General features: G+C 39.5%; 14 protein-coding genes. 8 read left to right on the forward strand and 6 right to left on the reverse strand.

Annotated elements, in window-relative coordinates; genetic code table 11:
- Nucleotides 1-176: 176 nt before the first annotated feature.
- The 4 genes from H5187_RS10785 to H5187_RS10800 all read left to right on the forward strand — a co-directional run bounded on the left by H5187_RS10785 (nt 177) and on the right by H5187_RS10800 (nt 3,502).
- Nucleotides 177-2,066, forward strand: coding sequence for a bifunctional diguanylate cyclase/phosphodiesterase (locus H5187_RS10785; RefSeq protein WP_182797856.1), 1,890 nt, complete (start codon nt 177-179; stop codon nt 2,064-2,066).
- Between the two features lie 155 nt (nt 2,067-2,221).
- Nucleotides 2,222-2,416 (forward strand): YwbE family protein, encoded by a 195-nt coding sequence (locus H5187_RS10790; protein WP_145239148.1) that lies wholly within the window; start codon nt 2,222-2,224, stop codon nt 2,414-2,416.
- Nucleotides 2,413-2,931 carry a DUF4240 domain-containing protein gene (locus H5187_RS10795; RefSeq protein ID WP_182717254.1) on the forward strand — a complete coding sequence of 173 codons (519 nt, stop codon included), beginning with the start codon at nt 2,413-2,415 and terminating at the stop codon, nt 2,929-2,931. Before H5187_RS10790 ends, H5187_RS10795 begins: the two co-directional genes overlap by 4 nt.
- A gap of 106 nt (nt 2,932-3,037) precedes the next feature.
- Nucleotides 3,038-3,502 carry a hypothetical protein gene (locus H5187_RS10800; protein ID WP_145239144.1) on the forward strand — a complete coding sequence of 155 codons (465 nt, stop codon included), beginning with the start codon at nt 3,038-3,040 and terminating at the stop codon, nt 3,500-3,502.
- A 22-nt stretch (nt 3,503-3,524) separates the two neighbouring features.
- Here the strand turns inward: H5187_RS10800 and H5187_RS10805 are convergent, their stop codons facing one another.
- The 3 genes from H5187_RS10805 to H5187_RS10815 form a co-directional block, all read right to left on the reverse strand.
- Entirely contained in the window at nt 3,525-4,787 is a 1,263-nt protein-coding gene (locus H5187_RS10805) for a Y-family DNA polymerase (RefSeq protein WP_182717255.1), read from the reverse strand.
- A complete protein-coding gene (locus H5187_RS10810; RefSeq protein ID WP_145239137.1) occupies nt 4,775-5,188 on the reverse strand; it encodes a LexA family transcriptional regulator in 414 nt (137 codons plus the stop codon). Before H5187_RS10810 ends, H5187_RS10805 begins: the two co-directional genes overlap by 13 nt.
- An 82-nt stretch (nt 5,189-5,270) precedes the next feature.
- Nucleotides 5,271-5,690, reverse strand: a complete 420-nt coding sequence (locus H5187_RS10815) for a MarR family winged helix-turn-helix transcriptional regulator (protein WP_182717256.1) — start codon at nt 5,688-5,690, stop codon at nt 5,271-5,273.
- 110 nt (nt 5,691-5,800) lie between these two features.
- On the opposite strand from H5187_RS10815, the gene H5187_RS10820 reads away from it, so the two are divergent.
- Nucleotides 5,801-6,553 (forward strand): siderophore-interacting protein, encoded by a 753-nt coding sequence (locus H5187_RS10820; protein ID WP_182739295.1) that lies wholly within the window; start codon nt 5,801-5,803, stop codon nt 6,551-6,553.
- A gap of 240 nt (nt 6,554-6,793) precedes the next feature.
- Here H5187_RS10820 and H5187_RS10825 read toward each other — a convergent pair whose 3' ends face one another.
- Genes H5187_RS10825 through H5187_RS10835 form a run of 3 tightly spaced genes read right to left on the reverse strand, consistent with a single transcriptional unit; the run spans nt 6,794 to nt 10,697 of the window.
- Nucleotides 6,794-7,750, reverse strand: a complete 957-nt coding sequence (locus H5187_RS10825; RefSeq protein WP_182739296.1) for a sugar kinase — start codon at nt 7,748-7,750, stop codon at nt 6,794-6,796.
- Nucleotides 7,751-9,238 (reverse strand): UxaA family hydrolase, encoded by a 1,488-nt coding sequence (locus H5187_RS10830; protein WP_145239125.1) that lies wholly within the window; start codon nt 9,236-9,238, stop codon nt 7,751-7,753. It abuts the gene before it with no gap.
- Between the two features lies 1 nt (nt 9,239).
- Nucleotides 9,240-10,697 carry a tagaturonate reductase gene (locus H5187_RS10835; protein WP_182717260.1) on the reverse strand — a complete coding sequence of 486 codons (1,458 nt, stop codon included), beginning with the start codon at nt 10,695-10,697 and terminating at the stop codon, nt 9,240-9,242.
- Nucleotides 10,698-10,882: 185 nt separating this feature from the next.
- Here H5187_RS10835 and H5187_RS10840 point away from each other — a divergent pair, with 185 nt between their 5' ends.
- The 3 genes from H5187_RS10840 to H5187_RS10850 are packed head-to-tail and all read left to right on the forward strand — an operon-like array spanning nt 10,883 to nt 13,532.
- On the forward strand, nt 10,883-11,647 hold the full coding sequence (locus H5187_RS10840) for an SDR family oxidoreductase (protein WP_145239119.1): 765 nt from the start codon (nt 10,883-10,885) through the stop codon (nt 11,645-11,647).
- A 23-nt stretch (nt 11,648-11,670) separates the two neighbouring features.
- The gene (gene kduI / locus H5187_RS10845; RefSeq protein ID WP_145239116.1) at nt 11,671-12,513 is read left to right on the forward strand and encodes a 5-dehydro-4-deoxy-D-glucuronate isomerase; all 843 of its coding nucleotides are present in this window, start codon (nt 11,671-11,673) and stop codon (nt 12,511-12,513) included.
- Between the two features lie 41 nt (nt 12,514-12,554).
- Nucleotides 12,555-13,532, forward strand: coding sequence for a TRAP transporter substrate-binding protein (locus H5187_RS10850; RefSeq protein WP_259397119.1), 978 nt, complete (start codon nt 12,555-12,557; stop codon nt 13,530-13,532).
- The last annotated feature ends 2 nt before the right edge of the window (nt 13,533-13,534 follow it).

Below are 13,534 nucleotides of genomic sequence, written 5' to 3' on the forward strand. Positions count from 1 at the left end.
ATCATTAACAGAGTTCACTTAGGAGCTAAGCGATGATGTGAAATGACATGTCAATATTTGCAAAAAAGGCAATAACTCGGCGCGTATTTTTCGCTCTCGATTGATTTATTAATACTGTATTGATTGGTTATTTTAAGTAGAATGCTCAGTTTAGACAGGGTATGTGATTTAGTGTAATGGCTACTTATTCAAAAAATTTTATAGCTAAACGACTTAGTTTCGTTAGTTCCTATTTCAATTCAGCTATTATTATAAATCTTATAGTTGCTGTTTTTGTTATTTTTAGTGGCATTAATCAAAGTGACTCTGTAGGAAAGTTGTATTGGTTTAGTGTTCTTATTTTCGTATTTTCACTGCGCATTTTAAATCATGTTTTTTTAAGTAATGACAATAATATAAAGTACCATTGTTACTTTATTGGTGTATTTTTAACTGGTTTGACTTGGGCTGTGTTCCCAATATTATTTTTTGAAGATATGCAGATGTCAGAGAAATTTGTCACGCTGGTTGTTTTTAGCTCATTAGCAGGGGGAGCTGTCAATGTTCTGTCCTCCGATATTCGCTCAGCCTTCAGCTATATTACTTTTTTGCTTATCCCATTTAGTATATTGCTTTTATTTCAACCAGACGATAATGAAAATGTTTTAGGCATATTGGGAATTGTATTGTGGTTTATTTTGTGTTTTGTCAGTGCAATACGCGCAGCTAAAGATGTAAAAACCTCAATTAATAATGAAATTAAGCTCGATTTATTTATCCATAATCTAGAAAAAGAAGTGCAAGTTCGTACTGAGAAAATAATTAATTTAGAGCAACGTGATAATTTAACTCAATTATTTAACCGGGGGAGCTTTTTCTCTAATGTCGATCTCGATTTAGCTCAAAATATCAATAACATTAAAGCTGTTCTATTTTTAGATATGGATGACTTTAAAATACTTAATGATAAATATGGTCATGAGTTTGGAGATTTTGTTCTTGCTGAAACTGGAAAACGTTTATTATCGATAGAAAAAAAACGGGAAATGATTGCTTGTAGGTGGGGAGGGGACGAATTTATTCTTTATTCGTGTCACGCGAGTAAAGCTGAGCTGATAAGTAACACGACAAAGCTTGTTGATAATTTAACCCAGCCTGTCGTTAAAGATAACCTGAATATTAGACCCTCCTTTAAAGTGGGCTTGTTTTACACTCGCACAAACTTTGACCTTACTCAAGCTATCAAATATGCTGATGTTGCAATGTACGAAGGTAAAAAAAATCGCAATGAAATTTCAATATTTGATGAACGTATGATGCAAGCTCTTAATAGAGAAGAGATGTTACGTAGATCAATTAAAGAGAGTGTTGAACAAGGAGGCTTTCATCTTTGTTATCAGCCTATTGTTGATATAATCGATAATAAAATAATTACTTTCGAAGTGCTGTTACGTTGGCATTTAAATGATGAATTTATTCCCCCTTCAGAATTTATCGACATAGCAGAACGCTATGGCCAAATTAACTTTTTAGGGGAGTTTGTTTTAGAGCAAGCGATTGCAAGTTTGAGTAAGTTAAACAAACTCGACAATACGATTGCACTATCAATCAACGTATCTGTACTGCAACTTGAAAGTCATGATTTTATTATATTTTTAAAGAATTTATTAAATCGGTATTGTGTTAACACAAATAACATACATTTAGAAATTACAGAAACTATAATGATTAAAAATTTAGTCTATTTATCTAAAGTTATCACACAATTAAAAAGCATTGGCGTACGTATTTCTATTGATGACTTTGGCACTGGGTTTTCCTCGATTTCTGTTTTAAAAGAACTTTCTGTTGATTATATAAAGATAGATAAATCTTATGTTGATAATATTTGTGAGCACTCAAAAGATAAAAGTATTGTTTCAGCAGTGACTAAAATGTCGCATATGATTGGTTGTAAAGTGATAGCGGAAGGTGTGGAGCGTAACGATCAGTTAGCTTTATTAAAAGGTTTAGAAGTTGATAGCTATCAAGGTTATTTATTTAGTAAACCAGTTAAATTTGAACAGGCGCTTGAACTGCTTAGATGAACTTAGGCTTAAGTGATACCTATAAATTTACCAGCATGATTTTGCGGTTATTATCAGTGCAACTAAACCTGAAAAAATGATGATTACGGTGCTTTAGTTTGGTATCAAGATGACATACAGCTATAATCCAACAAAAATAGTAAAAGAGATCCATTATGGCAGTTCCTACTCGTTCACAAATCACCCCTGGCACCGAAGTTAATATCGTTTTAAAACAAGATCAGCGTAGCGGCACATTAACGCAAGGTGTTGTTGAGCGCCTTTTGACTAAATCACCCAATCATCCGCATGGTATTAAAGTGCGCTTAGAGGATGGTCAAGTAGGGCGAGTGAAAGAGATTTTGTCATGAGTGCACTTACTTTAAGCGAATTCTGGCAATTAGTTACCGTTGCAGATAGAACCGCAGAGCCAGAATCAGTCAGTGAACGTTTAAAAGGTTTACTTACAGATTTAAGCGATGCACAGCTCATTGAATTTGATAAGCAATTTAGCATTTGTATGCGCCAAAGTTATACTTGGGAGCTATTCGGTGCTGCGTTTGTAATGGCCGGTTGCAATGATGAATACGGTTTCTCAGAATTTCGTTGTTGGTTAATTTCTCGTGGTGAAGCAGCTTTTAATACTGCGCTTGAAAATGCTGATTCTTTGGCTGATTGCACACCTGTTTATCATTTAAACGAGCAGCCTTATCCTTACTTAGATGAGTATGACTTGATCGCTGGTTTATTATATGAACAGCGTAATGAAGACGAATTACCCTTTGCTCCTTCAGGCCTTGATCAACCCAAAGGTAAGCGCTTTAAAGATAAGCCTAAATTTTTAAAGTTGGCATATCCGCAACTATTTGCTAAATATTGGCAGTAACATAATATTAAAAACCAACCATGACTCAGTATACTGGCTGGTTTTTATTTTAATCACCGTAGCTATGCTATGCTGAGTATATAAATCAATAAATGTCAGGTATTTAATGCGCTATCGTAAAGTATTACTGTGTTTAGTGTCGGTTTGTTTAACTACAGTTGTCAGTGCTAAAACTGAGCTGCCAAGTAATAAAAGTCAGTTTATTAATTTATTCAATACTAAGGTTGGTAGTTATCAATTGGTATCAGGTGAGGCTAAAATGTGTGCTGGTGGACAGTTAGCATGGCTTGATGCAAATGAGCCTGATCTTGGCTTTAAGCTCGGTGATGAAATTATTTTTAATAACTTACACCATGGCACACAAACGAATAAAGTCGCTAACTTTTGTTTGGTCACTACTAAGTATAAATACACCACGCAAAGCATTACCATGTCACTACGCCATACTCGCTGTGAAAACGAGACAGATAATTTAGACACGAGCCAAACGCTGCGTTTTATTTCGCCTACAACGCTTGCGTACAGTGTAGAGAGCAGTAATGTTCGTTGTCAGTTTGAACTACAACTTTAAATTTAACGATAATGTGAGTTTTTTATAAATCACAACTTATTTTCGGTAAATGCTGCCAACGCGTTGTGTACTGAGGCGATAAAAATGCACGCTTCATATGCCATGCTTGGCTTTGTTGTTGACTTGCCAGAGTTAGCGTATCGCAGCCGTATCGCTTATTAATTGAATCTAAACACTCCATTAGTTTTATGTTGTCTTGGCTAGGAGCAAATAGGTCGGGTTGTTGAAACTGTTGTGAACTAAGCTCGAGTGCACCCACACCACATTTATAAAAACGGACGTTGTGTTGATATAGCTGCGTAAATATTTCGCTAATTGCTTTAGCAAATACACGGCTATCTGCGCTAGATACGGGTAACTCATACACTAATGATTTTTTATAGTAATGTGACTCATGGGGCGAGCTTGCCACAAATAGTAACAGGCGTTTAGTTAAGGAGCGTTGCTGACGTAGTTTGCGAGCGACAATAATACTGTGATTGATCAACGCTGTTTTTAATGCAACCGGATCAGTTAAACGTTCACCAAAACTACGGGTCGAAAAAATTTCACGCTTATCTTGGCGTACATCATCCCAATTTAAACACACAATGCCATTTAGCTCATTAACTGTACGCTCAAGCACGACGCTAAATAAACGTTTCATACGTTGTGGTGTTTGTTTGGCTAAATCAAGCGCGCTGTTAATGTTAAGTAGTTTGAGTTTTTTAGCTAAACGTCTGCCAACGCCCCATACATCAGCTACATCCATCGCGGCTAAAATATGTTGTCGTGCTTGTTCGCTATCAATCACTGCAATTCCATTAAAACCGTTGAGCTTTTTAGCAGCATGATTTGCGGCTTTTGCCAATGTTGGTGTAGGGCCAAAGCCAACTCCAACAGGGAGTTTTGTTTCGCGCCAAACTGTGCGACGAATTAACTGGCCATACTGATGCCAGTCATTAATGAGTGGGGTAAAGCCGTTAAACTGCAAAAATGCTTCATCAATCGAATATACGTGTTGGGTGTCGCAAAAACGGCTGATCACATTCATCATTTTATCGCTTAGATCCGCGTACAACTCATAATTAGATGAGCGAATAACCACCTTATGTTTGGCCAGTAAATGTTTAACTTTAAAGTAGGGCTGAAACTTAGGGATATTTAAGCGCCGTGCGATAGGACATATCGCACAAATGCAGCCATCGTTATTGGTTAATACTACAACAGGTTTTGAACGGATCGCTGGATCAAATACTTTTTCAGCGCTGGCGTAAAACGCCACTGCATCCACTAAGCAATACATTGGCGCAGCTCAGCACTAGAGCGATGTAATCGAATCGAACGAGTAACCACACCTTCTAATTGAAATTCATCACTATCAGTCAGTTGCACTGGGGGATATAAGTCCGATGCAGAGAGTAGCCGTGCATTAGTTTTATCTAATAATTTACAAACAAATAAACCATTTAAGTTAGCTACAATGACATCACCATTTTTAGCTTCTTCGGCGCGATCAACCAATAATAAATCGCCGTCAAAAATACCGACCTCTTGCATTGAGCAGCCGGATGCCACACCAATAAACGTCGCATCGGGGTGTTTGATCAATAGCTGATCCAGTGATAAACCAAGTTCTTTATACTGAGCAGCAGGTGATTCAAACCCGCATACGCCCGCTTCGATATAAATAGGAATAACAAACATAAATAATTAACCAAACACATGCACTGTATAAGTGTACAGTATATGTGTTTTAGTTAACTTATGCCAAGTAATGAAGTTGCGATCACTGCATATTTTTAATCATTTTTTGAGCAGTATCTAAAAAGTCATTGATTTGTTGAGAGTTTAAGTTTTTGCACATTTGCTCATTAACATGCTGTTCGGCGTTTAATAGTTTGTCATAAAGAGCATGACCTTCAGAGGTAAACGATAAGATAAAGCAACGCTTATCGTGCTCACTGGCATCTTTGTCAATCAGATTTAATGTAATTAATTCTTTAACTAAGCGTGCAATTTGCGCTTTATCGCGCTGGGTTTGATTCACAATATCGTTAGCAGTGCAGTGAGTTGTCGCTGCAATAATATGTAGACAACGCACATGCATTGCGTTTAACCCAAGCTCACCTGCATTAATGGCTTCGCGTATGGTAACGCGATAATTTTGCATTAAAGCAAATAATGTATTGGCCAATGAAGAGTTCATAATAAATCCATAATGGTTGACAATGTCAATTAAATTGCTATAGTTGATTTTATCAACCAATGGGGCGTTGTGCAATTAAACACGTAAATAAATCTTCTGAGGAGATCAAAATGAGTAGAAAAGTACGTCGTGCAACCGTAATAAGCACAACAGCGATAGCTCCGCATTTAAAGCGTCTGGTTGTTGGCTCAGATGAGTTTCATGATTTTCCTGCGGATCAACAAGGTGCGTACGTAAAAGTACTATTACCACATGCTGGACAAGATGAGGTTGAAACTGACCTCAAAGCAGCTAACCCTGCACCTAAGCGCTCATATACAATCAGAGCTATAGATACTATTAACCATACAATTACGCTTGATTTTGTCGTCAATCAGCATCGTGGTATCGCAACTGATTGGGCTAAACAAGCAAAGCCTGGTGATAAACTCGCAATTGCAGGCCCTGGCCCTAAAAAGCTTGATGATTTTAGTCAGTCGCAGTATTTGATGATTGCTGATTTAACCTCAGTTAATGCTATTAACGGGTATTTACAGCAACTACCTGCAACAGCTGATGTTGATGTGATCATTCATGTTACTGACTCGCAGGATGTTATCGAGCTCGATACAATCAAAGCACACAGCAAGCACACTATAAATTGGTTAATTACAATGCAGCCGCAAATAGATGTGGTTGATCAGGCTTCAGTGCTATTGACTCAATATACGCAAAAACCATTGATTTTCATGGCGCTAGAAGCTGCTATTGTGCGCACCATTAAAGATTTAGCGATTGATAAATATGCAATACCGCGTGAGAAGATTGTCTGCTCAGCGTATTGGAAGCAAGGTGTTGATGCAGATGGCAAGCTAACGGTTTAATCACATTATTAGCAGCAAGTAAGGGAATTAGAGTGCATACCCATGAGAGGAAGTTTACTTAAACAAAATAAGCGTCTCACAGCACTTACTTTAGAATAAGTAAACTTAGGTATGCACTCAGGTTCGGTGTCGAGACGTTAAAGAGTGTTAGCCAATCGATTTAAATATTTAACCATTCTAGCGGGCTAAATAAAGCGCTCACTGTATTAGTAGTTTTTGATGTAGAGCAAGAAAAAATAGCTAAGCCTTTATTGTGTGTTTGATTGTCGCAATGTCTATCTCGACAATTGCTCCACGCTTTTGGATCACTTGGGCGGCCAGTAAATTACCCGCTTGTGCACATTGTTTTATAGGTTGCTCTGTTAACCACTGGGCTAAAAAGCCGGCGTTAAATGAGTCACCTGCGGCGGTAGTGTCGATCACTTTTTCTACAGCGACAGTATTAAACAGCTCGACTGAAATTGAATTATCAAGGTGTTTTTTACTGTATTGGCAGCCATCTGCGCCGAGTTTTACAACGACCTCGTGAGCGCCTTGTTGGTGCAAACGCTCGGTACATTGCGCAACATTACTATCTCCCCATAATTGTGCTTCATCGTCAAAAGTCACTAATGCTAAATCGGCTAGTGCGTATGCTTTATTATTGGCAAGGTGGCAGTGCATCTTGCTTGACCATAATGCAGGGCGATAGTTGCTATCATAAATAATTTTTATCCCTTGCTGTTTTAGTAACGCTAAATGGCTGAGTAAAGTATGGCAATCTTGCTCTGCTAAAATTGCCAGCGAGATCCCCGATAAATAAATAGCATCAACTTCGGCAAGGCTGGTTAGTACTTTTTTAAAATCAGTATGTTGCAATAAATATTTAGCGGCTGAGTCGCTACGCCAATACTGAAAAGTACGCTCCCCTGACACATCGTTTTGAATCATATACAAACCCGGTTGTTTGTTATGACTGAGCAGCACATTGTCAGTATTAATATGGTGAGCTTGCCATTTTTCAATCAGTGCACGACTTAGTGGATCAGTGCCCATGGCACTGACGTAATTGACGTTTACTTCATTGCCTGTGAGTTTTTTTAAGTAAATGGCGGTATTCATGCTGTCGCCGCCATAATTTTGTTGCATAGCAGTAAATGGTTGGCCGCTAAGCTCAACCATACATTCGCCAATAATTGCGATGGACTTAGGTGTCATTTATAACGTCACTCCTTTTTTCCAAATAGCAACTTCACGAATGTCGTTTATTTCATTGCAAGTTGGTTGGCCGTTTACGATGTTGACTAGCAGTTCAACAAACTCCCCGTGGACTTGCTCCATTGAGACATCGTTAATTAAAACGCCAGCGTCAAAATCTATCCAGCGTTTTTTCTTATTGGCAAGTTCTGAATTAGTAGCAATTTTTAACGTTGGCACAAATCCACCATAAGGCGTACCGCGGCCAGTGGTAAATAACACCATATGACAACCTGCAGCACCAAGTGCGCTGGTGGCAATAGGGTCGTTACCTGGTGCATCTAATAGATTTAATCCAGGTATTTGCAGGCGTTCACCATAGTGTAAAACCGCTTGTACTTTACTGGTGCCGGCTTTTTGCGTACACCCTAATGATTTATCTTCTAAGGTAGTGATCCCGCCTTTTTTATTACCTGGCGACGGATTTTCATAAATAGGTTGATTATGAGCTTTGTAATAACCTTTAAAGTTATTAACCATGTTAACGAGCTTGTTAAAGGTTTCCTCGTCTTTACAGCGCGACATTAATAAAGTTTCAGCGCCAAACATTTCAGGTACTTCGGTTAATACCGTTGTGCCACCTTGAGCAATTAAATAATCTGAAAAATAACCCAGCATCGGATTCGCCGTGATACCAGACAAACCATCGCTGCCACCACATTCAAGGCCAAACTTTACTTCAGATAAAGTACCTGGTTGACGTTTATCTTGTTTTACTTGGGCATAAATTTGTTCAAGTAGCGCAACGCCTTCTTCAATTTCGTCATCCGCTTGTTGGGTGATCAAAAACTTAATTCGGCCTTCATCGTAATCCCCTAAGCCATCACGAAATGCCGGTAATTGATTATTTTCACAGCCTAAGCCAACGACTAAAGCGCCACCAGCATTTGGATGCAGTGCCATGTTTTGTAGCAGTATCCGTGTTGTGTCTAAATCATCGCCCAGCTGAGAGCAGCCAAACTGGTGAGGAAACGCATAAATGCCATCAATTTCTAATTGTGGATGACGCAGTTTAAACTCTTTGATCATTTGGTTGATCATGCCATTAACACAGCCTACCGTAGGGATCAGCCAGATTTCATTACGAATGCCAATTTCACCGTTTTGTCTACGATAAATATTTACTTCAGGCGAAGGGGTCGCTTCACTTTGCTCAATAAACTCAGGAATATACTGATAATCCAGTTCATCATTGAGGGTGGTTTTAACGCAATGGGTATGCACCCAACCGCCTTTTTGAATATTCTCTAGGGCAAAGCCAATGGGGGCACCGTATTTAATAACATTCTCTTGTTTATTAATATCGCGCAGCGCCACTTTATGGCCTTTATCAATGTTCTCATTGACTAAGATCTCTTCGCCATCAACGGGCAATATTTCACCAGCGGTGATATTACGCATTGCAATGGCAACATCATCAGTTGGGTGTAGTTTAATTAATGGTTTCATATTATTGGCCTAACTGGTTAGTAAGCGTAGTTGCTACACCTTCAGTGAGCATATTACGTAGGTGAGCTGTAACGGTGGCAGTTAATTCGGGAAGTCCATTTAAATCACTTTCCCAATGCCATTGTGCCCCTAGTACTTGTTCAACAAGCGTGTTTAAGGATAGGGTGTTGTTATCAAAGTCATGCCACAGGGTATTAAATAGTTCTAACCATTGTGGGGCATCGCTCAATTCAATTTGCTGCTCATTACGTAGGCCTTTATACATCAAAATTTGCCCTGCAATAGCCAATGCCATCATATTCGGTACGGCGTTATTTGTTTTCACATAGGTGTGCAACTGCGGCAAAATACGGGTCTTAAATTTAGTCATACTGTTGAGTGAAATAGCCAGTAATAAATGGCAAATATACGGATTTCTGAAGCGGTTCAGTACATCATTGGCAAAGCGCTTTAATTCATCTTCAGGTAAATCAAGAGTGGGAATAATTTCAGCAAAGATTAACTGGGTTAAGTATTTTTCAAACAAAGGGTCGGCCAGCGCATCGCCCACAGAATCAATGTTCGCCATGTAAGCTAGTGGCACTAAAGCCGTATGAGCACCATTTAAAATACCGACTTTTTGTTGTTTGTAAGGTGAAATATCATCAACAATTTTTATATTTAGATCACTGTCTTGCAAGCATAATAATTCAGCTAGATGCTGCGGTCCTTGAATAACAAACAAGTGAAAGTACTCAGCGGTCACCATAAAGTTATCTAAATAACCTAACGATTCTTGTAGTTGTTGATGCTCATCACGGGGGAAGCCAGTGACAATACGGTCAACTAAGCTTGAGCAAAAGTGGTTAGCTTCATTCAACCAGCTTGAAAACGCCTCAGGTAGTTGCCAAAGTTGGCAGTATTGAAACACGATTTCTTTGAGTTTCTCGCCGTTGTAGTCAATTAACTCACAAGGGATGATCACCATACCGCTGTCAGCTGAGCCGTTAAAGTGATTAAAGCGATGGAACAACCACTGCGTTAATTTAGCTGGGAATGCTTTAGCGGGAGCGTCATCGAGTCTATCAGTATCAATATATTCAATACCAGCTTCAGTGGTATTTGAAAAAATAATTTTCAGATCCGGATTCTCAGCTAATGCCATATAACGCGGAAAATCTTTATAGACAGGAATTTCTTCATTGATTGAACTAATAATACGGTGATCGGCGACGGTTTCACCTTGCTCGTTTAAGCCACGAATAATAGTGGTATACAAACCATCTTGAACATTAAGTAAAGGAATTGCGTCATAATCAATAGGGCGGATCACCGCAACGCCGGCGTTTAGATCACTTGTTTCATTGAGTTTATCAATTTGCCAATCGATAAATGCACGCAAGAAATTCCCCTCACCGTATTGCATTATTTTTGTTGGGTATTTGTTTTTATTAAAGTTTTTTCTATTCAGTGCTTGCATAATATGAACCTATAAACGTTATATGGGCTGATTGATATTTACATCTTAGCTATATTTGCCACCGGTGGCAAATAATATTTGACAAATTGCCACCGGTAGCGAAGAATGGGTATTAACAAGTTTAGTCAATTCAATTTACATTGAATTAGTAATTACGTAATAAACACTTTATACAGGAATTTAAAATGACAGCCACTTTGTTTGATCTAACTTCAAAAACGGCACTCGTCACCGGTGCAAGCCGCGGACTGGGTCAACAAATTGCACTGGGTTTAGCAGCTGCTGGCGCCAAGGTTATTTGCAGTAGTAGTAAAGAGCACGGCTGCCAAGCAACGTGTCAGATGATCAAAGAGCGCGGTGGTGAGGCGTATGATTATGCAGCTGATTTGAGTAATACGGATTCAGTGAATGCCTTAGCAGCTACAGCCTTAGCTAATCATGGCGGTATTGATATTTTGGTTAATGTTGGCGGCACAATATTTCGCAGCCCTGCGGTGGATTACCCGTATGAGCAATGGCAGAACGTGATGAAAGTAAACCTTGATGCCAGTTTTTTATTGGCCCAAGCGGTTGCGCCAAACATGATCAAACAAGGGTTTGGCAAAATAATTAATATTGCCTCAATGCTGTCATACAGCGGCGGTATGACAGTCCCAGCATATACCGCGAGCAAACATGCGGTAGCGGGTCTTACTAAAGCGCTGGCAAACGAATGGGCGCAACACAATATTCAGGTTAATGCTATTGCGCCAGGTTATTTTAGAACCGATAACACCCAAGCATTACAAGATGATGCCGCTCGTAATAGTGAAATTGAAAAGCGTATCCCTGCGGGGCGTTGGGGTGAAGCAGAAGACTTAATTGGTTCAGCCATATTTTTATCATCAACAGCCAGTGACTATGTCAATGGCCATATTCTCGCGGTTGATGGTGGCTGGTTAGCACGATAATTTTTAATTTTAGGTAGCATGTTATGAGCACACAAATAGAGTCACGTTATGCCGTTGGTCCAAATGAAGTTAAAGGCTATGACACCCAACAGTTAAGAGATGAGTTTTTGGTCGACAAACTCATGCAAGAGAACACCATTTATTGGTTATACACTCACTACGAGCGTTTTATGGTGGGCAGTGCGGTGCCAACCAGCGCACCGCTTAGGTTAGAAACGGTAGACAACTTAAAAGCAGCAAACTTTTTAACGGGTAGAGAGCTTGGTGTGATCAATGTTGGCGGCAGCGGCACGGTGACTGCTGATGGAGAAGATTTTCAGCTTGGCTATAAAGATGCCTTGTATTTAGGTAAAGATACCAATGAGGTGCTGTTTACTAGTCATGACAGTGGCAATCCGGCAAAATTTTATCTTAATTCTGCACCAGCTCACCACAAATATCCAAATAAGTTAGTGACACGTAATGATGCCAATGTATTGCATTTAGGTGCGCTTGAAACCTCCAATGAGCGCGATATTAATCAGATGCTGATCAATACCGTAGTACAAACATGCCAACTACAAATGGGGCTAACGGAATTAAAACCAGGCAGCGTCTGGAATACCATGCCAGCTCATCAGCATGATCGTCGCAACGAAGTGTATTTTTATTTTGAAGTGCCAGAGCAGCAAGCGGTGTGTCACTTTATGGGCGAGCCGACTGAAACTCGCCATATTTGGGTACATAACGAGCAAGCAGTGGTATCGCCACCATGGTCAATTCACTCAGGTGCTGGCACACAAAACTACAGTTTTATTTGGGGCATGGCTGGTGAAAACCTCGATTATGATGATATGGATAAATATCAACCAAGCGAGCTGAGATAATCAGCTCTTTAATGATCATATAGCGATAAGAAGAAATAATAATGAATAGAAATCTTCTCATAAAGATAATGCTAGTTTTGTCGTTATTTTTGCTAACTAGTTGCACTGATGACAAAAAAACAGTGCGATTAACTTTGGCACATACATTAGACACCCGCCATGTGGTGCATCAAGCAATGGAATATATGGCTGAACGTTTGGCATTTTATTCAAATGGCACAATGGAAATTGTTATCTATCCAGGTGGTCAGTTGGGGTCTGAACGTGAACTCATTGAGTTGTTACAAATTGGAAGTTTATCAATCACTAAAGTATCGGCAAGCCCGCTGGAAGGCTTTGTACCTGAGATGAAAGTGTTTGGCATTCCGTATTTGTTTCGCGATAGTGAACATTTTTGGCGTGTACTTAAAAGTGACTTAGGCACCGATCTACTTAATAAAGTGAGCACTGCAAGGCTTAAAGGTTTGGGCTATTACGATGCAGGCAGCCGCAGCTTTTACACCACCAATGGCGCGATTAATACCCCAGATGATTTAATAGGTAAAAAAATTCGCGTGTTAAATAGCCCTACAGCAGTAGCAACAGTGCAGGCTTTAGGCGGCGCTGCAGCACCGATTGCATGGGGCGAATTATATGCCGCACTGCAACAAGGTGTAGTTGATGGCGCAGAGAACAATCCGCCAAGCTATTACTTATCTCGTCATTACGAAATCGCTAAATATTATTCGCTGGACGAACATACCTTTGTTCCAGATGTAATTTTAGCAAGCTTAGAAGTTTGGAACTCACTTAACAACGAACAACAACAGTGGTTAACCCAAGCGATGGCCGACTCTGTTGAGTACCAACGTTCATTGTGGCAAAACGCATCTGATGAGGCGCTTAAAGCAGTTATCGCAGAAGGCGTACAAGTGACCTACCCTGACAAACAAGCGTTTCAAGATAAAGTGGCTGATTTTCATGCTTCGTTCGCTGATACAGCGGTTGCAGCTCACATTAAAAAAATAAAAAGCATGTAGGA

It is taken from the genome of Pseudoalteromonas sp. SG44-1 (assembly GCF_014164315.1).
Classification (GTDB): domain Bacteria; phylum Pseudomonadota; class Gammaproteobacteria; order Enterobacterales; family Alteromonadaceae; genus Pseudoalteromonas; species Pseudoalteromonas rhizosphaerae.

Excerpts from the sequence above, each read along its gene's own strand:
- H5187_RS10850 (WP_259397119.1), top strand. The coding sequence starts at position 12,555 with ATGAATAGAAATCTTCTCATAAAGATAATGCTAGTTTTGTCGTTATTT.
- H5187_RS10840 (WP_145239119.1), top strand. The coding sequence starts at position 10,883 with ATGACAGCCACTTTGTTTGATCTAACTTCAAAAACGGCACTCGTCACC.
- H5187_RS10825 (WP_182739296.1), bottom strand. The coding sequence starts at position 7,750 with ATGACACCTAAGTCCATCGCAATTATTGGCGAATGTATGGTTGAGCTT.
- H5187_RS10785 (WP_182797856.1), top strand. The coding sequence starts at position 177 with ATGGCTACTTATTCAAAAAATTTTATAGCTAAACGACTTAGTTTCGTT.
- H5187_RS10795 (WP_182717254.1), top strand. The coding sequence starts at position 2,413 with ATGAGTGCACTTACTTTAAGCGAATTCTGGCAATTAGTTACCGTTGCA.
- H5187_RS10805 (WP_182717255.1), bottom strand. The coding sequence starts at position 4,787 with ATGTATTGCTTAGTGGATGCAGTGGCGTTTTACGCCAGCGCTGAAAAA.
- H5187_RS10835 (WP_182717260.1), bottom strand. The coding sequence starts at position 10,697 with ATGCAAGCACTGAATAGAAAAAACTTTAATAAAAACAAATACCCAACA.
- H5187_RS10790 (WP_145239148.1), top strand. The coding sequence starts at position 2,222 with ATGGCAGTTCCTACTCGTTCACAAATCACCCCTGGCACCGAAGTTAAT.
- H5187_RS10820 (WP_182739295.1), top strand. The coding sequence starts at position 5,801 with ATGAGTAGAAAAGTACGTCGTGCAACCGTAATAAGCACAACAGCGATA.
- H5187_RS10800 (WP_145239144.1), top strand. The coding sequence starts at position 3,038 with ATGCGCTATCGTAAAGTATTACTGTGTTTAGTGTCGGTTTGTTTAACT.
- kduI (WP_145239116.1), top strand. The coding sequence starts at position 11,671 with ATGAGCACACAAATAGAGTCACGTTATGCCGTTGGTCCAAATGAAGTT.
- H5187_RS10830 (WP_145239125.1), bottom strand. The coding sequence starts at position 9,238 with ATGAAACCATTAATTAAACTACACCCAACTGATGATGTTGCCATTGCA.
- H5187_RS10815 (WP_182717256.1), bottom strand. The coding sequence starts at position 5,690 with ATGAACTCTTCATTGGCCAATACATTATTTGCTTTAATGCAAAATTAT.
- H5187_RS10810 (WP_145239137.1), bottom strand. The coding sequence starts at position 5,188 with ATGTTTGTTATTCCTATTTATATCGAAGCGGGCGTATGCGGGTTTGAA.